19 protein-coding genes and 1 tRNA gene are annotated in these 21,325 nt (G+C 73.2%); 13 read left to right on the forward strand and 7 right to left on the reverse strand.

Features of this window, described 5'->3' with window-relative positions:
- Positions 1 to 169 precede the first annotated feature (169 nt).
- The 3 genes from mshA (at position 170) to LIX60_RS17270 (ending at position 2,903) form a co-directional block, all read left to right on the forward strand.
- Positions 170 to 1,432 carry a D-inositol-3-phosphate glycosyltransferase gene (gene mshA / locus LIX60_RS17260; protein WP_078649339.1) on the forward strand — a complete coding sequence of 421 codons (1,263 nt, stop codon included), beginning with the start codon at positions 170 to 172 and terminating at the stop codon, positions 1,430 to 1,432.
- Positions 1,419 to 1,979, forward strand: a complete 561-nt coding sequence (locus LIX60_RS17265) for a YbjN domain-containing protein (RefSeq protein ID WP_227959224.1) — start codon at positions 1,419 to 1,421, stop codon at positions 1,977 to 1,979. The genes mshA and LIX60_RS17265 overlap by 14 nt, the downstream gene beginning before the upstream one ends.
- Positions 1,980 to 2,144: 165 nt before the next feature.
- Complete coding sequence (locus LIX60_RS17270; RefSeq protein ID WP_019711287.1) at positions 2,145 to 2,903, forward strand: phosphoglyceromutase; 759 nt, start codon at positions 2,145 to 2,147, stop codon at positions 2,901 to 2,903.
- Positions 2,904 to 3,135: 232 nt separating this feature from the next.
- On the opposite strand, the gene LIX60_RS17275 is transcribed toward LIX60_RS17270, so the two are convergent.
- From LIX60_RS17275 to phoU, 3 genes are all read right to left on the reverse strand, one after another.
- Positions 3,136 to 3,672 carry a hypothetical protein gene (locus LIX60_RS17275; protein ID WP_227959225.1) on the reverse strand — a complete coding sequence of 179 codons (537 nt, stop codon included), beginning with the start codon at positions 3,670 to 3,672 and terminating at the stop codon, positions 3,136 to 3,138.
- Positions 3,673 to 4,042: 370 nt separating this feature from the next.
- Positions 4,043 to 4,204, reverse strand: coding sequence for a hypothetical protein (locus LIX60_RS17280; RefSeq protein WP_185831369.1), 162 nt, complete (start codon positions 4,202 to 4,204; stop codon positions 4,043 to 4,045).
- 469 nt (positions 4,205 to 4,673) lie between these two features.
- Positions 4,674 to 5,351, reverse strand: a complete 678-nt coding sequence (phoU, locus tag LIX60_RS17285) for a phosphate signaling complex protein PhoU (protein ID WP_019711284.1) — start codon at positions 5,349 to 5,351, stop codon at positions 4,674 to 4,676.
- A 440-nt stretch (positions 5,352 to 5,791) separates the two neighbouring features.
- Between phoU and LIX60_RS17290 the strand changes: the two genes are divergently transcribed.
- Together LIX60_RS17290 and LIX60_RS17295 are read left to right on the forward strand one after the other, a co-directional pair.
- Complete coding sequence (locus LIX60_RS17290) at positions 5,792 to 7,144, forward strand: cell wall metabolism sensor histidine kinase WalK (RefSeq protein ID WP_227959227.1); 1,353 nt, start codon at positions 5,792 to 5,794, stop codon at positions 7,142 to 7,144.
- A gap of 211 nt (positions 7,145 to 7,355) precedes the next feature.
- Positions 7,356 to 8,036, forward strand: a complete 681-nt coding sequence (locus LIX60_RS17295) for a response regulator transcription factor (RefSeq protein WP_030546079.1) — start codon at positions 7,356 to 7,358, stop codon at positions 8,034 to 8,036.
- Between the two features lie 241 nt (positions 8,037 to 8,277).
- Here LIX60_RS17295 and LIX60_RS17300 read toward each other — a convergent pair whose 3' ends face one another.
- Positions 8,278 to 8,952, reverse strand: coding sequence for a DUF461 domain-containing protein (locus LIX60_RS17300; RefSeq protein ID WP_227959228.1), 675 nt, complete (start codon positions 8,950 to 8,952; stop codon positions 8,278 to 8,280).
- 606 nt (positions 8,953 to 9,558) lie between these two features.
- On the opposite strand from LIX60_RS17300, the gene LIX60_RS17305 reads away from it, so the two are divergent.
- From LIX60_RS17305 to LIX60_RS17335, 7 genes are all read left to right on the forward strand, one after another.
- On the forward strand, positions 9,559 to 10,041 hold the full coding sequence (locus tag LIX60_RS17305) for a CarD family transcriptional regulator (protein ID WP_003953493.1): 483 nt from the start codon (positions 9,559 to 9,561) through the stop codon (positions 10,039 to 10,041).
- 393 nt (positions 10,042 to 10,434) lie between these two features.
- Entirely contained in the window at positions 10,435 to 11,244 is an 810-nt protein-coding gene (gene ispD, locus LIX60_RS17310) for a 2-C-methyl-D-erythritol 4-phosphate cytidylyltransferase (RefSeq protein ID WP_227959229.1), read from the forward strand.
- Positions 11,234 to 11,806, forward strand: coding sequence for a 2-C-methyl-D-erythritol 2,4-cyclodiphosphate synthase (gene ispF / locus LIX60_RS17315; protein WP_374117871.1), 573 nt, complete (start codon positions 11,234 to 11,236; stop codon positions 11,804 to 11,806). Before ispD ends, ispF begins: the two co-directional genes overlap by 11 nt.
- A 305-nt stretch (positions 11,807 to 12,111) precedes the next feature.
- Positions 12,112 to 12,516: a PPOX class F420-dependent oxidoreductase gene (locus tag LIX60_RS17320; RefSeq protein ID WP_227959230.1), complete on the forward strand. Its 405-nt coding sequence runs from the start codon at positions 12,112 to 12,114 to the stop codon at positions 12,514 to 12,516.
- Positions 12,517 to 12,673: 157 nt separating this feature from the next.
- Positions 12,674 to 14,089 (forward strand): cysteine--tRNA ligase, encoded by a 1,416-nt coding sequence (gene cysS / locus LIX60_RS17325; RefSeq protein WP_227959231.1) that lies wholly within the window; start codon positions 12,674 to 12,676, stop codon positions 14,087 to 14,089.
- A 321-nt stretch (positions 14,090 to 14,410) separates the two neighbouring features.
- A complete protein-coding gene (gene rlmB / locus LIX60_RS17330; RefSeq protein ID WP_227959232.1) occupies positions 14,411 to 15,361 on the forward strand; it encodes a 23S rRNA (guanosine(2251)-2'-O)-methyltransferase RlmB in 951 nt (316 codons plus the stop codon).
- A gap of 281 nt (positions 15,362 to 15,642) precedes the next feature.
- Complete coding sequence (locus tag LIX60_RS17335; RefSeq protein WP_227959233.1) at positions 15,643 to 17,547, forward strand: DoxX family membrane protein; 1,905 nt, start codon at positions 15,643 to 15,645, stop codon at positions 17,545 to 17,547.
- A 334-nt stretch (positions 17,548 to 17,881) separates the two neighbouring features.
- Here the strand turns inward: LIX60_RS17335 and LIX60_RS17340 are convergent, their stop codons facing one another.
- The 3 genes from LIX60_RS17340 to LIX60_RS17350 all read right to left on the reverse strand — a co-directional run bounded on the left by LIX60_RS17340 (position 17,882) and on the right by LIX60_RS17350 (position 20,725).
- Entirely contained in the window at positions 17,882 to 18,625 is a 744-nt protein-coding gene (locus LIX60_RS17340; protein ID WP_227959234.1) for a nucleotidyltransferase family protein, read from the reverse strand.
- A gap of 267 nt (positions 18,626 to 18,892) precedes the next feature.
- Positions 18,893 to 19,315, reverse strand: a complete 423-nt coding sequence (locus LIX60_RS17345) for a hypothetical protein (protein ID WP_227959235.1) — start codon at positions 19,313 to 19,315, stop codon at positions 18,893 to 18,895.
- A 273-nt stretch (positions 19,316 to 19,588) separates the two neighbouring features.
- Positions 19,589 to 20,725 (reverse strand): ABC transporter ATP-binding protein, encoded by a 1,137-nt coding sequence (locus tag LIX60_RS17350; RefSeq protein WP_125626028.1) that lies wholly within the window; start codon positions 20,723 to 20,725, stop codon positions 19,589 to 19,591.
- Between the two features lie 355 nt (positions 20,726 to 21,080).
- Here LIX60_RS17350 and LIX60_RS17355 point away from each other — a divergent pair.
- A tRNA-Thr gene (locus tag LIX60_RS17355) sits at positions 21,081 to 21,156 on the forward strand.
- Positions 21,157 to 21,325: the final 169 nt, after the last annotated feature.

Consider the following 21,325-nt stretch of genomic DNA (forward strand, 5'->3'; position numbering starts at 1 on the left):
GCCCAGGCCCCGGTCAAGGAGGTCTCGCGCGGTGAGCCATCACGTGCCCTGGCTGCGATCGGCCCTGCCCGAGCAGCGGAGCGCCCAGCAGCCGAGGAACGACCGGCGCGGCCGCCCGCACCTGCGCTTCGGCGGCCTCGGCGGCACCCGGCGGCCGCGCAGGGTCGCCATGCTCAGCGTGCACACCTCCCCGCTCCACCAGCCCGGCACCGGCGACGCGGGCGGCATGAACGTCTACATCGTCGAGCTGGCCAAGCAGCTGGCCGCCATCGACATCGAGGTGGAGATCTTCACCCGCGCCACCACCGCCTCCCTCCCGCCCGCCGTCGAACTGGCGCCCGGCGTGCTCGTACGGCATGTGGACGCGGGCCCGTACGAAGGCCTGGCGAAGGAGGAGCTGCCCGCACAGCTGTGCGCCTTCACCCACGGCGTGATGCAGGCGTGGGCCGAGCAGCGGCACGGCCACTACGACCTCGTGCACTCGCACTACTGGCTCTCCGGCCATGTCGGCTGGCTGGCCGCCGAGCGCTGGGGCGTACCGCTCGTGCACGCCATGCACACCATGGCGAAGGTCAAGAACGCCTCCCTGGCGGCCGGGGACACCCCCGAGCCCGCCGCCCGGGTCATCGGCGAGACGCAGATCGTGCACGCCGCCGACCGCCTCGTCGCCAACACCGCGGGGGAGGCCGGTGAGCTCGTCGAGCACTACGACGCCGACCCCGGTGAGGTCGAGATCGTCCACCCCGGTGTCGATCTCCGCCGCTTCCGCCCCGCCGACGGACGCGCCGCCGCCCGCGCCCGCCTCGGCCTCCCGCAGGACGCGCTGATACCCCTCTTCGCCGGCCGCATACAGCCGCTGAAGGCCCCCGACATCCTGCTGCGCGCTGTGGCCGTGCTGCTGGACGAGCGGCCGGAGCTGCGCGAGCGGATCACCGTTCCGGTGGTCGGCGGACCCAGCGGCAGCGGTCTCGCCAAGCCGGAAGGGCTGCAGAAACTGGCGGCCAGGCTGGGCATCTGCGATGTCGTACGGTTCCACCCGCCGGTGGACCAGGACCGGCTGGCCGACTGGTACCGGGCGGCATCCGTCCTCGTCATGCCCTCGTACAGCGAGTCGTTCGGGCTGGTCGCGGTGGAGGCGCAGGCGTGCGGCACGCCGGTCGTCGCGGCCTCGGTCGGCGGCCTGCCGGTGGCGGTGCGCGACGGGGAGAGCGGCTTCCTCGTCGGGGGACACGACCCGGCCGACTACGCCCGGGTGCTCCGCCGCTTCCTGGACGGGCCGGAGCTCACCGACCGGATGGGCGCAGCGGCGGCCCGCCACGCACAGTCGTTCGGCTGGGACGCCACCGCCGCGGCCACGGCCGACGTCTACGCGGCAGCCATGCACCAGATGCACCAGAGGCGTCGCCTACGATCACTGCATGGCCGACCTTGACCCGCATGCGATCGAGACCGTCGAACGAACACTGGACGAGGCGGGCCTCACATGGGACAGCCCGTCCGACGGCCACTACGTCGTCACACTCCCCGGTGTCCGGAAGCTCTCCACGACCTGCTCGCTGGTCGTCGGCAGGCACTCCCTGTCCGTGAACGCCTTCGTCGTCCGGCACCCGGACGAGAACGAGGCGGCCGTCCACCGCTGGCTTCTGGAGCGCAACACCAAGCTCTACGGCATGAGTTACGCCATCGACCGGCACGGGGACATCTACCTCGCCGGCAAGCTGCCGCTGGCCGCCGTCACGCCCGAGGAACTGGACCGGCTGCTCGGCACCGTGCTGGAGAACGCGGACGGCAGCTTCAACACCCTGCTGGAGATGGGTTTCTCCACCGCGATCCGCAAGGAGTACGAGTGGCGCGTCGCCCGCGGCGAGTCCACCCGGAACCTCGAAGCCTTCGCCCACCTGACCGCACCGACCGGGGGCGGACCGGGCAGCGGGACCGGAGAGGCGTCCGGCGGTGCGGCCGGTAGCGCGGCCGGCTGACACGGCGGGCGGCCTGGCCGGCCCTCTGCCGCCGTAAGCACCCGAACCGTCAACGGGTATTACCGATCCCGGTCGTGGCCCGGACTCCGCCGCCCGCTGTCCGGGGTCCGAGACGGCCGGGGAACGGGGTTCGTGCCATCACAGGGGTCGATTAGGCTCGGGGCCATGGCCACCGCACCGTACAAGCTGATCCTGCTCCGCCACGGCGAGAGTGAATGGAACGCGAAGAACCTCTTCACCGGCTGGGTTGACGTCAACCTCACCGAGAAGGGCGAGAAGGAGGCGCAGCGCGGCGGCGAGCTGATGACTGCCGCCGGCCTGCTCCCCGACATCGTGCACACCTCCGTGCAGAAGCGCGCCATCCGCACCGCGCAGATCTCCCTGGAGGCCGCCGACCGCCTCTGGATCCCGGTCAAGCGCTCCTGGCGGCTCAACGAGCGCCACTACGGCGCCCTGCAGGGCAAGGACAAGGCCCAGGTCCGCGCGGAGTTCGGCGAGGAGCAGTTCATGCTCTGGCGCCGCTCCTACGACACCCCGCCGCCGGCCCTGGAGGACGGCGCCGAGTGGTCGCAGAGCGACGACCCGCGCTACGCGATGATCCCCAGCGAGATCCGCCCGCGCACCGAGTGCCTCAAGGACGTCGTCCTCCGGATGCTGCCGTACTGGTACGACGGCATCGTCCCGGACCTCCTGACCGGCCGCACGGTCCTCGTCGCCGCCCACGGCAACAGCCTGCGGGCCCTGGTCAAGCACCTCGACGGCATCTCGGACGCCGACATCGCCGGCCTCAACATCCCGACCGGCATCCCGCTCTCCTACGAACTGGACGCCGACTTCCGCCCCCTCAACCCGGGCGGCACCTACCTCGACCCGGACGCTGCGAAGGCGGCCATCGAGGCGGTCAAGAACCAGGGCAAGAAGTAGTCTCCAGCATCGAACAAGCCCCCTACCACCTGCGGGTCTCCGCTGGTAGGGGGCTTTTCGGTGGGCCTGGGCCGCCCCTGGCCGTCCGAGCCCAAGTGCTGCTCTGCGCCAGCGCACGAGGCGCACCGAACGCAGAGGCACACCAGGAGCGCGACAGGGATCACCACTTCGGCGGGGCCCGGACACAGATGGCCAGTCGCGGGTCTGCGCCGACTGGAAGGAGCCCCCGCGATCAGGGAGTCTGGGGCGACGGGAGCCGCCATTGCCCGGAATGGCCGGGTGGGAGCGCCAGGTCGCGCCGGACGGCCGCGTAGTAGCTGTCGCGCGCGGCGCGCTGGCGCTCAAGCATGGCTGACCACGTTTCCGGGCTTTGGGTCCCGTCGCGCAGGAATCCCTCCATGTCCATGACCGCGACGACCCATTCGCGGGCTTTCTCCACCACGTCCGGGCTGCCGAGCATCAACAGCGCTTCTCCGGCCGGGTCCCGGTCATCAGTGGCATCGGCCAGATGAGGCGCTGCCTCCTCGGGTGACAAGGGGTGCGGGTGAGGGTCGTTGCCGAGGTGCGCCGCGATCCGATAGGTCAGAGTGACGGTCTTCTTGAGCGACCGGGCGTAGTCGGCGTATGCCGTGAGCCGCCGTTCCTCCCACCGGACCGCCTGCTCGCGACGGAAGCGGGCTTGATCGCCGCGCATAACCACCAAGTACGACCCGAGGGCGCCTATTACCACGCCTATCAAGGCGGGGAGCTGTTGTATGAACACGGTCATAGCCACACGCTATGGCCGGGCAAGCCCGGCATCCGGATGCGTCCGACCACGACCGTGCGGGGTACGTCCGGGCATCCGCACCGGTGACCAGGCGCGGGCCCCGGCCGGTTCCTCCTTCGGCCGGGGCCCGCGCCCCGTGTCGATCCGTGCCGGTGCCCTGCCTACGGCCCCGTGGTCGCCGGGGCCGGAGCCGGGGCCGTACGGGCCCGGCCCCTGAGACGGGCCCGTACGGCACTGGCCCGGCCGGGGCCCGCGCGTCGTGGCCGGTGCTCCGTGCGACCGCGCGCGACCCATCGCTGCGGTCGGCGGGCGGCCCCGGCGCGCGGGGGTCAGCGGGGTCAGGGGTTTACGGCCGGGCGTCCGTGACGCCTCAGCCGCAGCTGCCGCCGCACTGGCAGGAGCCGCCGCTCTGGCAGCCGCAGCTGCATCCGGAGCCGCAGCCGCAGGCCCCCAGCAGCGGAACCGGGATCTCGGTGACGCGTGGCTCGCGGACGGTCGGTGTCGGTGACGGTGTGGTCGGGAAATCGGCCATGAGTACCCTTCCTCGACTGTGCTGGACCTACCCCACAGCGGATCCGCGGTGGACCCGCGGCGGTCCTGCCGACCACTGGACACCTGCTGCGGCGGGCGCAGCAACGGCGCGTGAGAGCACTCGCACCGCCCGCGGCGAACGGGCGTCCATCGCGGTGCGCTCGCGCCGTCCGCGTCCGCCCCCCACGCCCCCGTGGCCCCGCCCCCTTGGCCGTGCCACGTCCGGCGTGACGGCTGAGGCCCGGGCAGGCCGGTGTTTCCACCGCTCCTCCCCGGGCGGCCGCCCGCGCCGCCTCCGACGCCCTGCCGTCTCCCTGCCGTCTCCCTCCGGCCCCGAGCCGCCCCCGCAGCCCCCGCCGCTCACATCCGGCCGGGGCCTCCACCGTCCGTCCCGGCCGGTCGGTTCCTGCCCCGGCCGGTCGGTTCCTGCCCCGGCCGGCTCACTCACGTCCCGCCCGGCGACCCCGCGCTCACGCCCCCTCGTCGGAGGACTCCGCCGCGAGTTCGTCCGCGTGCTCCCCGGTGACCAGGTAGACGACGCGCTTCGCGACCGACACCGCGTGGTCGGCGAACCGCTCGTAGTAGCGGCCGAGCAGGGTCACGTCGACGGCCGTCTCGATGCCGTGCTTCCAGCGGTCGTCCATCAGGTGCTGGAAGAGGCTGCGGTGGTAGAGGTCCATCGCGTCGTCGTCCTGCTCCAGCTGGAGCGCCAGGTCCACGTCCTTGGTGATGATGACCTCGGCGGCCTTGGCCATCAGCCGCTGCGCCAGCTGCCCCATCTCCAGAATGGTGGAGTGCAGGTCCCGCGGCACGGCGGTGTCCGGGAACCGCAGCCGGGCCAGCTTGGCCACGTGCTGCGCCAGGTCGCCGGAGCGTTCCAGGTCCGCGCTCATCCGCAGACTGGTGACGACGATCCGCAGATCCGTGGCGACCGGCTGCTGGCGCGCGAGCAGGGTGATCGCCTTCGCCTCCAGCTCGTGCTGGAGGGTGTCGACCTTCTCGTCCCCGGCGATCACGTTCTCCGCGAGCTTGAGGTCGGCGTCGAGGATGGCCGTCGTGGCCCGGCCGATGGCGGAGCCGACGAGCCGGGCCATCTCCACCAGGTCGTCACCGATCGAGTCCAGTTCCTCGTGGTATGCGTCCCGCATCGCGCTTTCCTTCCATCGAAATCCTGCGAATCCTGCAAATGCTGCGATTCCTGCGTCAATCCCGCGTCGGGCCGCCGCCGGTCCGGTTCCGGCCGGTGCCGGAACGGCGGCCGGCGAAGGCTGCCGGCCCCCACGGTGCCACGCTGGTGGGCCTCGGCGTCGGCTTCCGGCATCCCGGGTGAACCGGTGTGGACGCCGGAGTGAACTCTCGGCAACGGATCGTTCCCGTGCCGGCCCCGGAGCGCCGGTCCCCGAGCAGCGTACGGAAGCGACTACGGCGCGTACGGATTTCCGTGCGCCTCCTGGCTCACCTCCCGCGCCGCCGACAGGTCCGCGGGAATGAATCAGCGCCGACCTGCCGGTGAACTCTCGGCAACCAGTCTCCGAGACGGTCCCCGGACGGCTGTGGAGAGGTCTCCGCACCCGCTTAATCTGGACTCATGGACGTGAACGCGGCGGTAGCCGCCACGGCAGCGATCGCCGGGGTCTGTACCGGTGTCATCGCCATGCTCGCGTTCCGCTGGAGCGAGCGGGAGCAGGCCAAACCCACCCGCAGCTCCCTCCACACCGAGGCCGTGCTGCCACCGGGCGTGGACACCGTGCTGTCGGTGCTCCGCTCCTCGGCCGTCGTGCTCGACGAGGCCGACAGCGTCGTCAAGGCCAGCTCCGCGGCCTACGCCCTCGGGCTCGTCCGGGGCGGGAAGCTCGCCGTGGAACCCATGCTGAAGATGGCCCGGGACACCCGCCGGGACGGCGAGATACGCCAGGTCGAGCTGGATCTGCCGCGCCGCGGCACCGGCCGCGGCGAGGCCCTCGCCGTCTCCGCCAGAGTGGCCCCCCTCGGCTCCCGGCTGGTGCTGCTGCTCGTGGAGGACCTCACCGAGGCGCGCCGGATAGAGGCCGTCCGCCGCGACTTCGTGGCCAACGTCAGCCATGAGCTCAAGACCCCGGTGGGGGCCCTCTCCCTGCTGTCGGAGGCCGTCATGGACGCCTCCGACGACCCGGAGGCGGTCGTCCGCTTCGCCGGGCGGATGCAGAAGGAGGCCACCCGCCTCACCAACCTCGTCCAGGAGCTGATCGACCTCTCCCGGGTGCAGAACGACAACCCGCTGGAGGACGCCGAGCCGGTACGGGTGGACGAGCTGGTCGCCGAGGCCATCGACCGCTGCCGCCACCAGGCCGGCGCCAAGCAGATCACCATCGCCTCCGGCGGCACCGCGCACCTGGCCATCTGGGGCAACCGCGGCCAGCTCGCCGCGGCCCTCGGCAACCTCGTGGAGAACGCCGTCAACTACAGCCCCGCCCACACCCGGGTCGGCGTCGCCGCCCGGCGCATCGCCGGAACCGGCGGGGACATGATCGAGATAGCCGTCACCGACCAGGGCATCGGGATCTCCGAGAGGGACCGGGAACGCATCTTCGAGCGCTTCTACCGCGTCGATCCCGCACGCTCGCGCGCCACCGGCGGTACGGGCCTCGGCCTCGCCATCGTCAAGCACGTCGCCGCCTCCCACGGCGGGGAGGTGACCGTGTGGAGCGCCGAGGGACAGGGCTCCACCTTCACCCTCCGGCTCCCCGAGGCCGGACACGGCAGGGACCGGAGCACGGCCGGGCACGACGAGCACGGACCCGGCACGGCGGGCCCCGGCGGAAGCGGACCCGACGCGGCGCCCGACGACCTCCACGCCCCGGACCGGCCCTTCACCGAGCCGGACGACGACCTCGACGAGGACGACGCCTCCTTCCAGCCCTTCACCCGGGCCTCGCTCTCCGCCCCGGAGACGCTCCCGTGACCCCGGCCGGCCTTCCCCTGCCCGGCACCACAGCCCCCACCGACCCCCCTGACACCACCGACACCACCGACACCGACACCACAGCTGCTCCCGGGCCCGTGTGCACCGGGGCCGCGCCAACCCCCCGTATCCCCGTACGACGCGGGGGTGCCGACCGAAGCCGGAGTGGCGCCGAGCAGCGCCGCTCGCAGAACAGACCGGAGGTCCCTTCGTGACCCGAGTGCTCGTTGTCGAGGACGAGGAATCGTTCAGCGACGCGTTGTCCTACATGCTCCGCAAGGAGGGCTTCGAGGTCGCCGTCGCGGCCACCGGGCCCGACGGGCTGGACGAGTTCGAGCGCAACGGCGCCGACCTGGTGCTGCTCGACCTGATGCTCCCCGGGCTCCCCGGCACCGAGGTCTGCCGCCAGCTGCGCGGCCGTTCCAACGTCCCGGTCATCATGGTGACCGCCAAGGACAGCGAGATCGACAAGGTCGTCGGCCTGGAGATAGGAGCCGACGACTACGTCACGAAGCCCTTCTCCTCCCGCGAACTGGTCGCCCGCATCCGGGCCGTGCTGCGCCGCCGGGGCGAGCCGGAGGAGGTCGTACCGGCGGCCCTGGAGGCCGGGCCGGTACGGATGGACGTCGACCGGCACGTGGTCACGGTCTCCGGTGCCAAGGTCGACCTCCCCCTCAAGGAGTTCGACCTGCTGGAGATGCTGCTGCGGAACGCCGGCCGCGTCCTCACCCGCATGCAGCTGATCGACCGCGTCTGGGGCGCGGACTACGTGGGGGACACCAAGACCCTCGACGTCCACGTCAAGCGGCTGCGCGCCAAGATCGAACCCGACCCGGGGGCCCCGCGCTATCTGGTGACCGTGAGAGGTCTCGGCTACAAGTTCGAGCCGTAGGCCGGCCGAGCGGACAGACGGCCACGGCACCAGCACAACCGCACCAGCACAACCGCCGCGGGGCCCCGCCACCGATCAGTCTTCGGATGGCGGGGCCCCGCGGCGGTGCTGTGCGCGGCGATGCCCGGGCGTGTGCGGCTCCCGTGTCCCGGTGGCCGTACGGAGGCCGTACAGAGGCTGTACGGGACCGCAGGGACCGCTGGGACGGCCGGACGGCCTGCCGGGATCCGGCCGGACGGGATCAGTCGCCCGGGGTGCCCGCCGGCTCCTCGTCGCCGTTGGCCACGTCCTCCTGGGCGCCCGTTCCGGCCTCGTCGCCGGCCGGGGACTCCGGGGCGGTCGCGGAGCCGGACGGGCTCTCCGTGCCCTCCGGCGTCTCGCCCGGTGAGGCCGTGGGCGACTGCGTCGGCTGGGAGCTGGGGCCGAAGCGCTCGTAGTAGCCGTCGGCGGGCATGACCAGGGCGCCGACCTCGATCTCGCCGGTGCCGCTGAGGGTGAAGACGACGGGGGTGACGCCGCCCTCCTCGACCTCGGGGCTGTCCAGCGTGGCGGCGGCGTTGCCCTTGCCGCCGAGGATCACCGAGCCGTTGGCCGGGATGGTCACCGGGCCGGAGCCCTTGGCGGGGGACAGCTCGGCCTCGACGCCCTGCGGGGAGACCGTCACGGACTTCAGGGTCTGGGCGGTGCCGCCGGTGTTGAAGATCTTGGCCGAGACGACGGCGGGGCCCTCGGAGCCCTCCGCCTGCGTGATCACATTGACGTTCTGGATCTTGATCTTGCCGACGGACGTGCCGGCGTTGTCGGGCCTGACTTTGTTCGTGTCGGCCTCGTTGCCCGCCCCGCACGCGGAGACGGTGAAGAGCGAGAACGCGACGGCGGTGGCGGCGAGGATGCCGCGTCGAAGGCTGCGGCTCACGGCGGCGGCTTCTCCTAGGACGAGCTACGGCGGCCGAACGGCTTCGCCCGGACGCGGATGGACGGCGGGGGCGGCCGAGGGCCGCCCGGGGTGTGTCAGCGGGGTCAGGTTACCGATCCGCTCCTTCGCTTCCGCACCCGACCCGCTTCCGCGGCCGCTGCGCGCGGAACCCGGGGTCACCTGCGGTGCCGCGGAATAGCGTTCCGGCGCCTGTCGCCGCCGTTATCGGCGGGGAATGCGCGGCGGTCCGGAATTCCGGCCGGTCCCGGCGCGCCGCGGCCGCCCGGCGCGCTTCGTTGATCAAATTCCGGAACCGGCCGGGAGCAGGCGCCCAGAGCTGAACGGAGTAGCGGAAATCCTCCGCCTGGATTCCGACATTTCGGGACGTTGCGCCGAGTCTGAAGAAGTTCGGGGGCGTGCGGCCGGTGGGTTTCGCGCCGCCCGGAGAGCCGCCCCGACCTGCGAATACCCGCTTATCCGGCCCCTCCGCAGCACGTCCCGGCCGGTGTTGTCAAGCCCCGAGATGCGCCCTGACCTGCGAAAACGCCATTCAGAACACCCCGTTCCCGTGTTACTCTGGATAGCCACGGAAGGGGTACCTGTCACATGACGTTCAAGGTTGGCGACACCGTGGTCTATCCCCATCACGGGGCCGCGCTGATCGAGGCCATCGAAACTCGCCAGATCAAAGGCGTGGACAAGACCTACTTGGTGCTGAAGGTCGCCCAGGGCGATCTGACGGTTCGCGTTCCGGCGGACAACGCGGAGTTCGTCGGTGTTCGCGACGTGGTCGGCCAGGACGGGCTGGACCGGGTCTTCGAGGTGCTGCGCGCACCCTACGCGGAAGAACCGACCAACTGGTCCCGACGCTACAAGGCAAATCTCGAGAAGCTCGCGTCCGGCGATGTGATCAAGGTCGCCGAGGTCGTTCGCGACCTCTGGCGCCGTGAGCGTGAGCGTGGACTCTCCGCCGGTGAGAAGAGGATGCTCGCCAAGGCCCGCCAGATCCTGGTGAGCGAGCTCGCTCTCGCGGAGAACACGAACGAGGACAAGGCCGAGGCTCTGCTCGACGAGGTCCTCGCGTCCTGAACAACGGGGCCGCCCCCGCCGGGGTACGGAGGCGCATCAGCCGGTGATGCGCGTCCCTCCGGCAATGGCGGAACAGCAATGCCGTGGTGCCCGAGTGACGTCTGTCCGTCGCCGGGCGCTGCGGCATGCCCGCCCCCGGGGCTCGTGCGATGACGCACCGCAACGGGACGGATGGGCCGGTGGGCCGGAGAAGGCCCCGCAGCCCGTAAAGAAATCCCCGCCGCGCCGCCGGCCCGATCGCCCGGTGGTGCCGCGATCCGGACCGCTCAAGGCGTGCCGGGCCCGGGCAGTTTCCCGATCGGTTGTCACGGAAGGGACCGATCGAGGCATCGAGCCTGGCACGCTGTGGCCATACCCATGTCGGCCGAGGAAGCAAACCTGAACGCTAATCCGATGTCCTCTTCAACGACTCCTCCCAGCAGCCCATTCCGGCCGGGCCCCGGCCCGCACCCGGAAACCGGGCCCCCGCCGCCCCCGCCCCGCACCGCCGCGGTCATCCCCGCGGCCGGCCGCGGCGTACGCCTCGGGCCGGGCGCCCCCAAGGCGCTGCGCACCCTCAACGGCACCCCGATGCTCGTCCACGCCGTCCGCGCCATGGCCCGCTCGCGTGCCGTCTCGCTGGTCGTCGTGGTGGCACCGCCCGACGGCGCCGCCGAGGTCCGCACCCTCCTCGACGACCACGCGCTGCCGAGCACCACCGAGGTCGCGGTCGTCCCCGGCGGCTCCACCCGCCAGGAATCCGTGAGCCTCGGCCTCGCCGCGCTGCCCGCCGACATCACCGACGTCCTCGTCCACGACGCGGCGCGCCCGCTCGTGCCCGTGGAGACCGTCGACGCCGTCGCGGCCGCCGTGCGGGGCGGCGCCCCCGCGGTCGTACCGGCGCTGCCGCTGGCCGACACCGTCAAGGAGGTCGATCCCCGCACCGACGGGGGTCCGGAGACCGTGCTCGGCACACCCGAGCGCGCCCGGCTGCGTGCCGTGCAGACCCCGCAGGGCTTCGACCGCGAGACGCTCGCCCGCGCGCACGAGAAGACAGCGCCCGAGGGGGAGGGCGCGACGGACGACGCCGGCCTGGTCGAACGGCTCGGGCTGCCGGTCGTGGTCGTACCGGGCCACGAGGAGGCGTTCAAGGTGACCCGCCCGCTGGACCTCGTCCTCGCCGAGGCCGTACTCGCCCGCAGGAGGGCCACCGATGGCTTCTGAACCCGCCCCTTCCCGGCCCGGGACCGCCGGCCCCGCGGTCCCGGGGAACCCCGGCTTCCGGATGCCGCTCGTCGGTGTGGGCACCGATGTGCACGCCTTCGAGGCCGGCCGCGAGCTGTGGTGCGCCGGCCTGCTCTGGGAGGACGCCGGAGACGGCCTCGCCGGGCACTCCGACGGTGACGTCGCCGCCCACGCGGCCTGCGACGCCCTCTTCTCCGCGGCGGGGCTCGGCGACCTGGGCGCCCACTTCGGCACCGGCCGGCCCGAGTGGTCCGGCGCCTCCGGTCTGACGCTGCTGGGCGAGGCGGCCCGGATCGTCCGGGAGGCCGGCTTCGGCATCGGCAATGTGGCGATCCAGGTCATCGGCGTACGGCCGAAGATCGGCAAGCGGCGCGAGGAGGCCCGGAAGGTGCTCTCCGCGGCGGTCGGCGCGCCGGTCTCCGTCTCCGGTACGACGACGGACGGCCTCGGGCTGACGGGCCGCGCCGAAGGGCTCGCCGCCGTGGCGACGGCCCTGGTGTTCCCGGATCCGGACGCGGATCCGGACGCGGACGCGGGCTGAGACGGGAGGCGGCCGGGTTCGACCGCCCGGCCGCCTCCCGTTCCCCACCCCGCCCTACTCCGCCTTCCACCGCCTTCCCCCTCCGTCCCTGCCGGGCCGCCCGCCCCCGGCCCCGGCCGCTCACCCACGGCCGCGCCGGCACCGCCCGCGGCACCGGGGCGCGCCGCCGGACGGATGCCTCTGCCGGGCCGTCATGTGTCCCGGGTACGCGCGCGGGAAGGGATCAGCGGTAAGGGGGGCAACGGCAGCGGCGGCGCCCGCCGCCTACGCCCGTACATCCGTACGTCCCGAGGGAAGGACATCCGGTGCCGACCGCACTCTCCGACGAACTCAAGAAGGTCCTCGACGCCCCCGTCTTCGCGTCCGTGGCCACGATCCAGCCCGACGGCAGCCCGCAGGTCTCCGTGGTCTGGGTGAAGCGTGACGGCGACGACGTGCTGATCTCGACGACCGTCGGCCGCCGCAAGGAGAAGAACCTCCGCCGCGATCCGCGGATCAGCGTGGTGGTCACCGACCCCGAGAACCCGTACAGCTACGGCGAGATCCGCGGTGAGGCGTCCGTCACGGAGGAGGGCGGCCAGGAGCTGATCGACGAACTGGCGCTCAAGTACACCGGCAAGACGTACGCCGAGTTCAACCCCCGGTCCGGCGAGGACGCCCCCCGGGTCGTCGTCCGCGTCACACCCCGCAAGGTCGTCGGCCGGCTCTGAGCCGCCCGGCGCACACGACTCGGTGTGGGCGTATCGCGCCGGCCGTGCGCGCCTCGCGCCCGCACCGCGCGCCGGGACCCGCGGCGGGCCGCGGAACCGTCCCGCGGCCCGTGGAAACCTGGCCGGAACGGCCCGCAAAACTCAGTACCCTGGGCGGGTGACTATTCGGCTGTACGACACCGGCGCCCGGCAGATCCGTGACTTCACCCCGCTCAGTCCGGGCCGGGTCTCGATCTACCTGTGCGGCGCGACCGTACAGGCGCCCCCGCACATCGGGCACATCCGCTCGGGGCTCAACTTCGACATCATGCGCCGCTGGCTGGAGTACCGCGGCTACGAGGTGACGTTCATCCGCAACGTCACCGACATCGACGACAAGATCATCACCAAGGCGGCCGAGTCCGGCGAGCCCTGGTGGGCGATCGGCTACCGCAACGAGTGCGCCTTCAACGCCGCGTACGACGCCCTCGGATGCCTCCGCCCGACCTACGAGCCCCGCGCCACCGGCCACATCCCCGAGATGATCGAGATGATGCGCCGCCTCATCGACCGGGGCCACGCCTACGCCGCCGACGGCAACGTCTACTTCGACGTCCGCAGCTTCGACGGCTATCTCGCCCTCTCCAACCAGCAGTTGGACAACCTCCTCCAGCCCTCCGGCGAGGGTGAGACCGGCAAGCGCGACCCCCGCGACTTCGCCATGTGGAAGGCCGTCAAGCCCGGCGAGCCGAGCTGGGAGACCCCGTGGGGCCCCGGCAGGCCCGGCTGGCACCTGGAGTGCTCGGCCATGGCCCACAAGTACCTCGGTTCGGCCTTCGACATCCACGGCGGCGGCGTCGATCTCGTCTTCCCGCACCACGAGAACGAGATCGCCCAGGCCAAGGCGTACGGCGACGACTTCGCCGGATACTGGGCGCACAACGCCTGGGTGACGATGAGCGGCGAGAAGATGTCCAAGTCGCTGGGCAACTCGGTGCTGGTCTCCGAGATGGTCAAGCGGTGGCGCCCCATCGTGCTCCGCTACTACCTCGGCACCCCGCACTACCGCTCCACCATCGAGTACGCCGAGGAGGCGCTGCAGGAGGCCGAGGCCGCCTTCGGGCGGATCGAGGGCTTCGTGCAGCGGGCCGTGGAGCTGGCCGGGGGCCCGGTCGAGCCGGCCGCCGAGGTGCCGCGGGGCTTCGCCGAGGCGATGGACGACGATCTGGGCGTGCCGCAGGCCCTCGCCATCGTCCACACCACCGTCCGCAACGGCAACACCGCGCTGGCCGACGGCGACAAGGAGGCGGTGGCCGCCCGGCTCGCCGAGCTCCGTGCGATGCTCGGTGTCCTGGGCCTCGACCCGCTGGACTCCCGGTGGGCCGGGGCGGGCGCGGGCGGTGCGGCGGAATCGGCCGCCGATCTGCACGGCGTGGTGGACTCCCTGGTCCACCTGGTGCTCGAACAGCGGCAGGCCGCGCGGTCCCGCAAGGACTACGCGACCGCCGACGCCATCCGGGACCGGCTCCAGGAGGCCGGCCTCTCCATCGAGGACACCCCGTCCGGCCCCCGCTGGAGCCTCGGCTCCCGCTGAGGCCGGCGGACGGACCTACGGGCCCGGCGGCCGCGCGGGCTGCCGCCGGGCCCGTCCGTCCGCGACGGTCCGATCCGGTCCGGTCCCGGTCCGGCGGGGGCGCTTCGCGCGGCTCTTGGCATGCTGGTCGGAGACGCACACGCGTACGCCCGCCCGAACGCCCGCCCCCGCGCAGCGCACCACCCACGCACCACCCACCACGCACCCCGTATGAGACACCAGGCACCACCCACAGGCACCACGCACCACACCCGCGTACTCCCGTACACACGCATCCGAGCAGGCAGTCGCCAGGACGGCCGAGGAAAGACCAGGTGAACCATGGCCGGCAACAGCCAGCGCAGGAACCGTCGTACCAGCAACAAGAAGGGCCAGCAGGTCGGCAGCGGCGGCCAGCGCCGCAAGGGGCTGGAGGGCAGGGGCCCGACCCCGCCCGCGTCCGCCCGTAAGGGGCATGTGAAGAACCGCATCGCCAACGCCAAGGCCAAGCAGTCCGCCCGCCGCCCCGCGCCCCGGCGCGGCGGCCCCAAGGGCACCAACGAGCTGGTCGTCGGCCGCAACTCGGTCGCCGAGGCGCTGCGCGAGGGCGTCCCCGCCAACACCCTCTACGTCCAGCAGTACATCGACAGCGACGAGCGCGTCCGCGAGGCGATCCAGCTCGCCACCGAGAGCGGCATGAACCTCATGGAGGCGCCGCGCCCCGAACTCGACCGGATGACGAACGGCCTCAACCACCAGGGCCTCGTCCTCCAGGTCCCGCCGTACGACTACGCGCACCCGGACGACCTGCTCGCCGCGGCCCAGGACGCCGGTGAGGACCCGCTGATCGTCGTCCTCGACGGCATCACCGACCCGCGCAATCTGGGCGCCATCGTCCGCTCGGTCTCCGCGTTCGGCGGCCACGGCGTCGTCGTGCCGGAGCGGCGCGCGGCCGGGATGACCGCCGGTGCCTGGAAGACATCGGCGGGGACCGCGGCCCGTACGCCCGTGGCACGCGCCGCGAACATGACGCGGGTGCTGGAGTCGTACCAGAAGGCCGGGCTCATGGTCGTCGGCCTGGCGGGGGACGGTGACACGGAACTCGGCGGGACCGAGGTGCTCGACGGCCCGGTCGTGATCGTGATCGGCAGCGAGGGGAAGGGCCTGTCCCGGCTGGTCGCGGAGACCTGCGACCTGCTGGTGCGCATCCCGATGCCGGGTGGCGCGGAGTCCCTCAACGCCGGTGTGGCGGCGGGTGTGGTCCTGTACGAGGCGGCGAGCCGCCGGACCTGACCGGGGCGGGCCGGCAGGCCGGGGCGGAGCGGCTGCCGCCCGGCCGGCCGGCGCGGGGCCGGCCCTCGCGGGGCCGGGCGCCGCCCGGGTGCGGAACGCGCCCTGACCCGCCCGGAACCGCCCTGACCTGCCCGGACGGGCCTTGACGGGCCTCGGACAGATCGGCGCGGCGGCGGCAGTGTCTTAACCGGCCGTCACTCGGTTAGATGAGTGTGGAGACCAGAACACACCGTCCTCCCGGGGGACGCGCGCAAGGGTTCGACGAAGAGCCGCCGTGGAGCATGGCCAAGGTGCCGTCCGACCCGGCCCAGGTCGTCGTCAACCAGGCCAGCTTCCGGGTGCAGCTCGCCGCGCCGCCGACCCGCCTGCGCGTGCCGGTCCCGGCCCGCTTCACGCGGGTGACCCCCGCCCCCGCGGCCGGCCCCGGCCCCGCGACGGGGCACCGGGCCCCGGCGGTGTGGAGCGGCCGCACGACCGAGCCGGCGGAACATCCCGGGGCGCTGCCTCCCCGGGCCGGCCGTCCCCCCGCGGCCGGCCTCGGCGGCCCGGGTCTCACGGGCGACCAGGCGGGCGGTGCCCCCACACGTCTCCTCGACATCGCCGGGTACGACCCGGGCGACCGCGGAGGCCCGGGCGCTCGCCCCGGCCCCGGCGGCCGGAGCGGCCCCGACGACACCACCCAGCTCATCCCCCGGGCCCGCCCCGAGGAGGACACCCGGCCCCAGCCGGCCGTCCACGAGCCGCGCGCCCCCCGCCCGCCGGGCGGACTCCTCGGCGGCGCCGAGCCGGCCCGCGGCGCCTTCGACACCGCGCCACAGCCGCCCCCGCCGCCGTACCTGCCGTACGGCCACCGCCCGCAGCGGGGCGCGGACGAGCCGCACGACCAGGGCGGACCGGGCGGCCCGTACGACCAGGGCGGACCGGGCGGTCCGTACGCGCCGGACGACCCCGGGGACAGGGACACCCTCACCTACGAGAGCACCGACCCGTACCGCACCGACCCGTACGACGAGGACACCGGCCCGTACGGCACGGCCGGCCCGTACGAGGACGGTGCCCCCGGCGAGGAGGAGCAGCGCGACGGGAACCGGCCGGGCGCCGACGCGGTGCGGCACGCGTACTACCCCGGCCGCCGGATGAACCTGGGCGTCGTCCTGCTCCCGCTGCGCCTCCTCCTCGGCTTCATCTCCGTCTACGCGGGGATGGGCAAGCTCTGCGACCCCGTGTACTTCGACGGCAGTGAGCGCGGCTCCCTCGTCAACTGGCTCCGCAAACTGGAGCCTTCGGGGGTCGCCGCCCCGCTGCACGACTTCGCGCTGGCGCACCCGGTCGGCTCCGGGCTGACGGTGGCGTTCCTGCAGATCGTGGTGGGGGTGCTCACCGTCTGCGGACTGTGGCAGCGCTTCGCCGCGTCCGTCGGCGCCCTGCTGTCGGCCGCCCTGCTGCTGACCGTCAGCTGGCGCGGCGCGGTCGGGTACGAGGCGCCGGACATGCTCTATCTCGCCGCCTGGAGCCCGCTGATCATCGCGGGCGCCCCGGTCTACTCCCTGGACGGGCGGCTGGCGAGCGAGGCCTGGCGACGGCTGGGGCCGCGGGTGGACGTCCGGGAGCTGCGCGGGCGGGTGCTGCGGCGCGGTGCGGTGATGGCGGCCGTCGTCGTGGGCGGCTCACTGATCACCGGTGCGGTGCTGGGCGGCGCGGTGCGGTCCACGGATCTGACGACCGTGCCCAGCGGCCCCGGAGAGACCCCGCGCAACCATCTGCCCGGGTCACCGCTGCCGGACCGCTCCGACGAGGAGAGTCCGGCCGGGGAAGGGGCGGCCGAGAGCCCGGGCGCGCGCGAGGGCGACCGTTCGACGGACCCGGCCACATCGCCGTCGGCACCGGAATCGGCGGACGCGGCCGAGAGCGGGAGCGACGAGGCGCAGCCGACGCAGGGCGCGGCGGAGGGCGGCCAACAGGCGCCGCCCGAGCCCACGTTCGCGCCGGAACCCCCGGCGGCCGGGACGACCGGTCCGTCCTCGGCGGGCGCCGACGGAGGCGCGCCGTACAGCGGTTCGACCGGCGGTGAGTCGACGGGCGGTTCCGGCGGCGGTGCGAGTGGCGGCTCGACGGGAGGCGGCGGGTCCGACGGCGGGTCCTCGGGCGGCGGCGGCCGCGGGGCGCTGGGCGGCCTGCTGGGCTGACGGCGACGGTGGCCTGCCGGGCTGACGCCGGCAGGCCGACGGGGGCTGCGCAAGGCGCAGTTGTACGTTGTGCGGCCTGCGTGGCGCGGGGTCCGCTCCTCCGCTGGGCGCGGGCGACCGCTGCGGGCACCCGCGCGGTGCGAGGCACCCTGTCGAGGACGTTGCCGTTGCCGTGGACACGTGGAGGTGGACGCAGGCGGCCCCCGGCATCACGCGCGACGCCAGGGCGCCGGGCCCCGGCGCGGGGGCTCCTCCGTACCGGGAACCGGAGGAGCCCCGTACCGGAACCGGAGGAGCCTCGTACCGGAGGCGGAGCGCGGGTTCCGACCGGGCGCTACCCCGGGCCCTCGCCGGTGGCGGTCCCGCGTACGGCGGCCAGTTCCTCCGCGGCCTTCTCCAGGTCCTTCGCCGTGTCGATGGCGCGCCAGTACACCCCTTGCGGCAACGGATAGCCGGCCAGCCGCCGCTGCCGGGCGAGCCGCGGGAAGGTGGTGCGTTCGTGGTCGCCCCGGTCCGGCAGGAGGGCGGCGAAGGAGGGCGAGAAGACGTAGATCCCGGCGTTGACGGGGTAGGGCGACGGCGGAGCCTCGATGAAGTCGAGGACGTGCCCGAAGGCGTCGGTCTCCACCACACCCCACGGGATGCGCGGCCGGGCCAGCGCGAGGGTGGCCTCGGCCTCGCGTTCCTGGTGGAAGGCTGCCATGTCGCGGAGCGGGAAGCGGGTCCAGACGTCCGCGTTGGCGGCATACCAGGGCCGGTCGGGGTGGGGGAGCGAGGCGGCGGCGTACTTGAGCCCGCCGCCGCGGCCGAGCGGTTCCGTCTCGACGACGGTGGTGACGCGCAGCGGAAGCCGGTCGGCGGAGGCGGTCAGCCAGCCCTGGAGGACCTCGGCGAGGTGGCCGCAGGAGACCACCACGTCCGTGACGCCCTCGTCGGCGAGCCAGGCCAGCTGGTGGCCGATGATCGGCGTCCCGGTGCCGGGGATCTCGACCATGGGTTTGGGCCGGTCGTCGGTGTACGGGCGCAGTCGCGTCCCCTGGCCGCCGGCCAGGACCACGGCTTGGGTGGGGAAGGTCATGAGCCGCACGATATGCGAGGTACGGACGGCACACGGCCGCGCCCCGGGCGGACACGGGGCGCGGAGGAGAACGGGGGATGCCCCGGGACGATGCCCGGTGACGGCCTGGGGCGCAGCTGACGATCCCCGGAGCCGGAGCCGGAGCCGGAGCCGGAGCCGTAGCCGGGGCGGAGGCAGGGCCGGGGCCGGGACCGGAGCCACCGGAGTCAGGACCGGAGCCCGGGCCGGTGGCCGTGACCGGGGTGCGGAGCGCGGTGCTGCGGTCGGTCAGCGTCCCCGTTGCGCCTGCTGGGCCACGCCGGCGGCGAACGCCGTGTCGCACACCGGCCGGGCGAACTTCTGCGCTTCCCGGGGCCCGTACTTGGCGACGGCAGCGCGCCCGAGCGTCCGGGCGAGGGAGACGCAGTGCGCGGCCAGCGACGGGCGCCGGTTGACCTCCTCCTGGAGGTGGGTGAGTGCCACGCCCGGGTCCTTCTCCCGGAGTTCGGCGACGAGCCGGTCGCGCAGCCGTTCGTGGGCGGGACGCGGCGCGGCGGCGCTGGAGGCCCGCGCCGAGGAGGCGGCGAGCACGGACTCGGATCCGGGGGTCGACCAGGCGACGCGCGTGACGGCGAGCGTCCCGGAGAGGACGAGCACGACGGGCAGAACGAGGGCGAGACTGCGGCCGATGCGGCGGGCTACGGTGTTCACGCCGCGATGGTAGCCGGGTGTGATTGCGGGGCGACAGTCGGTCACTCCGGTGAGTGACGGATCCCGGCGAGTCCACTCGCTCGTGGTTGACGCGCGGGCCGCCTCGGGCCGCTCCGGGCCGCTGCGGATCGCCCCGGGCCGCCGTCCCGCCGGCCGGGCGCCGGGCCAACTCCCGCGCGCCCGGCCCCCGTACGGCACAAGACGAACGGCGGCGGTGCCGCGCCCCCGTCGGGGACACGGCACCGCCGCCATCGGACAGCCGGGCTGCGGGACTCAGTCGGCGAGGCGCTCGCCGGTGGAGGTCGCGAAGACGTGGATCTCGCCCGGACGCGGCACCACGTGGACCGTGGAGCCCTTCTCCGGGACCGCGCGGCTGCTGACCCGGACGACGAGGTCCTTGGACTCGCCACCGACGTCCACGGAGCCGTAGATGTAACCGTCGGCGCCGGTCTCCTCGATGACGTTGACGTCGACGGCCAGCCCGGCCGGGGCGGCATCCGACTCCTTGGAGAGCGACTGGGCGGCGCCGCCGTTCTGCTCGACGACTTCGAAGTGCTCGGGGCGCACACCGACGGTCACCGTGCGGTCGCCCCGGGCGGAGGCGGTGCTCAGGGCCTCGCGGGAGACCGGCACGACGCTGTTGCCGAACTTGACGCCGCCGTCGGTGATGGGCACCTCGATGAGGTTCATCGCGGGGGAGCCGATGAAGCCGGCGACGAAGAGGTTGGCCGGGCGGTCGTACATGTTGCGCGGGGCGTCGACCTGCTGGAGCAGACCGTCCTTGAGGACCGCGACCCGGTCGCCCATGGTCATGGCCTCGACCTGGTCGTGCGTGACGTACACCGTGGTGATGCCGAGGCGGCGCTGCAGTCCGGCGATCTGGGTGCGGGTGGAGACGCGGAGCTTGGCGTCGAGGTTCGACAGCGGCTCGTCCATGAGGAACACCTGCGGCTCACGCACGATGGCACGGCCCATCGCCACACGCTGCCGCTGACCGCCGGAGAGGGCCTTCGGCTTGCGTCCCAGGTACTCGGTGAGGTCGAGGATCTTGGCGGCGTCCTCGACCTTCTTGCGGATCTCCGCCTTGTTGACGCCGGCGATCTTGAGCGCGAAGCCCATGTTGTCGGCGACGGTCATGTGCGGGTACAGCGCGTAGTTCTGGAACACCATGGCGATGTCCCGGTCCTTCGGGGGGAGGTGCGTGACGTCGCGCTCACCGATGCGGATGGCGCCGCTGTTGACGTCCTCCAGGCCGGCCAGCATCCGCAGGGAGGTCGACTTTCCGCAGCCGGAGGGGCCGACGAGGACGAGGAATTCGCCGTCCTGGATGTCGATGTTGAGCTTGTCGACCGCCGCCTTCTCCGAGCCCGGATAGATGCGCGTGGCGTTGTCGAACGTGACCGTAGCCATGGTGATGTGTCCCTTCACCGGCAGGAACGTGCCGGACGATCCGAGTAAAGGTGATGTCGGACCCGCGAGATCGCGGACCGTTGGCCTGACGTTATCCGTATGACCAGCCTTTGTCAGTATCGATTGGGTTGCGAAGTTCCCGGACCCTCCCCGTCCCCGGAGGGAGGCCGCCGCCCTCCGGGGCGGGGACGGAGAGCCCGGGCTGCGTTCCCGACCGCCCCGCCCGGCCGGCCGGAGGAGGCGGGGGCGTACGGCGTGGGCGCCGGGACCACCCCGCCCGCCGCGCCCCAATGACGTGGCCGGTGAAGCGGCGCTCTGTGTACAGTGGAGCCGCTTTCGCGCGGCGACGCGCGACGCCGACTTAGCTCAGCTGGTAGAGCACCGCTCTTGTAAAGCGAAGGTCGTCGGTTCGAACCCGACAGTCGGCTCCAGCCATGAACAGCGGGAACGCCCCGGACGCTTGATCGTCCGGGGCGTTTGACATCTACAGGTGACATCAACGGGAGAGAGTTGCCGCACTCGGGGGTGCGCGGCAAGGCCGCAAGTCGGCTGATACCTCGTGCGTTTCCAGCGACCTGGTGCTGGGTGGTCCGCCTTGCC

The organism is Streptomyces sp. S07_1.15, assembly GCF_020739505.1.
In the GTDB taxonomy this organism is placed as follows: Bacteria; Actinomycetota; Actinomycetes; order Streptomycetales; family Streptomycetaceae; genus Streptomyces; species Streptomyces xinghaiensis.

What these genes read in the sequence shown, in the direction of transcription:
- mshA (WP_078649339.1), top strand. Translation starts at nt 170, where the DNA reads ATGCTCAGCGTGCACACCTCCCCGCTCCACCAGCCCGGCACCGGCGAC.
- LIX60_RS17265 (WP_227959224.1), top strand. Translation starts at nt 1,419, where the DNA reads ATGGCCGACCTTGACCCGCATGCGATCGAGACCGTCGAACGAACACTG.
- LIX60_RS17270 (WP_019711287.1), top strand. Translation starts at nt 2,145, where the DNA reads ATGGCCACCGCACCGTACAAGCTGATCCTGCTCCGCCACGGCGAGAGT.
- LIX60_RS17275 (WP_227959225.1), bottom strand. Translation starts at nt 3,672, where the DNA reads ATGACCGTGTTCATACAACAGCTCCCCGCCTTGATAGGCGTGGTAATA.
- LIX60_RS17280 (WP_185831369.1), bottom strand. Translation starts at nt 4,204, where the DNA reads ATGGCCGATTTCCCGACCACACCGTCACCGACACCGACCGTCCGCGAG.
- phoU (WP_019711284.1), bottom strand. Translation starts at nt 5,351, where the DNA reads ATGCGGGACGCATACCACGAGGAACTGGACTCGATCGGTGACGACCTG.
- LIX60_RS17290 (WP_227959227.1), top strand. Translation starts at nt 5,792, where the DNA reads ATGGACGTGAACGCGGCGGTAGCCGCCACGGCAGCGATCGCCGGGGTC.
- LIX60_RS17305 (WP_003953493.1), top strand. Translation starts at nt 9,559, where the DNA reads ATGACGTTCAAGGTTGGCGACACCGTGGTCTATCCCCATCACGGGGCC.
- ispD (WP_227959229.1), top strand. Translation starts at nt 10,435, where the DNA reads ATGTCCTCTTCAACGACTCCTCCCAGCAGCCCATTCCGGCCGGGCCCC.
- ispF (WP_374117871.1), top strand. Translation starts at nt 11,234, where the DNA reads ATGGCTTCTGAACCCGCCCCTTCCCGGCCCGGGACCGCCGGCCCCGCG.
- rlmB (WP_227959232.1), top strand. Translation starts at nt 14,411, where the DNA reads ATGGCCGGCAACAGCCAGCGCAGGAACCGTCGTACCAGCAACAAGAAG.
- LIX60_RS17335 (WP_227959233.1), top strand. Translation starts at nt 15,643, where the DNA reads ATGGCCAAGGTGCCGTCCGACCCGGCCCAGGTCGTCGTCAACCAGGCC.
- LIX60_RS17340 (WP_227959234.1), bottom strand. Translation starts at nt 18,625, where the DNA reads ATGACCTTCCCCACCCAAGCCGTGGTCCTGGCCGGCGGCCAGGGGACG.
- LIX60_RS17350 (WP_125626028.1), bottom strand. Translation starts at nt 20,725, where the DNA reads ATGGCTACGGTCACGTTCGACAACGCCACGCGCATCTATCCGGGCTCG.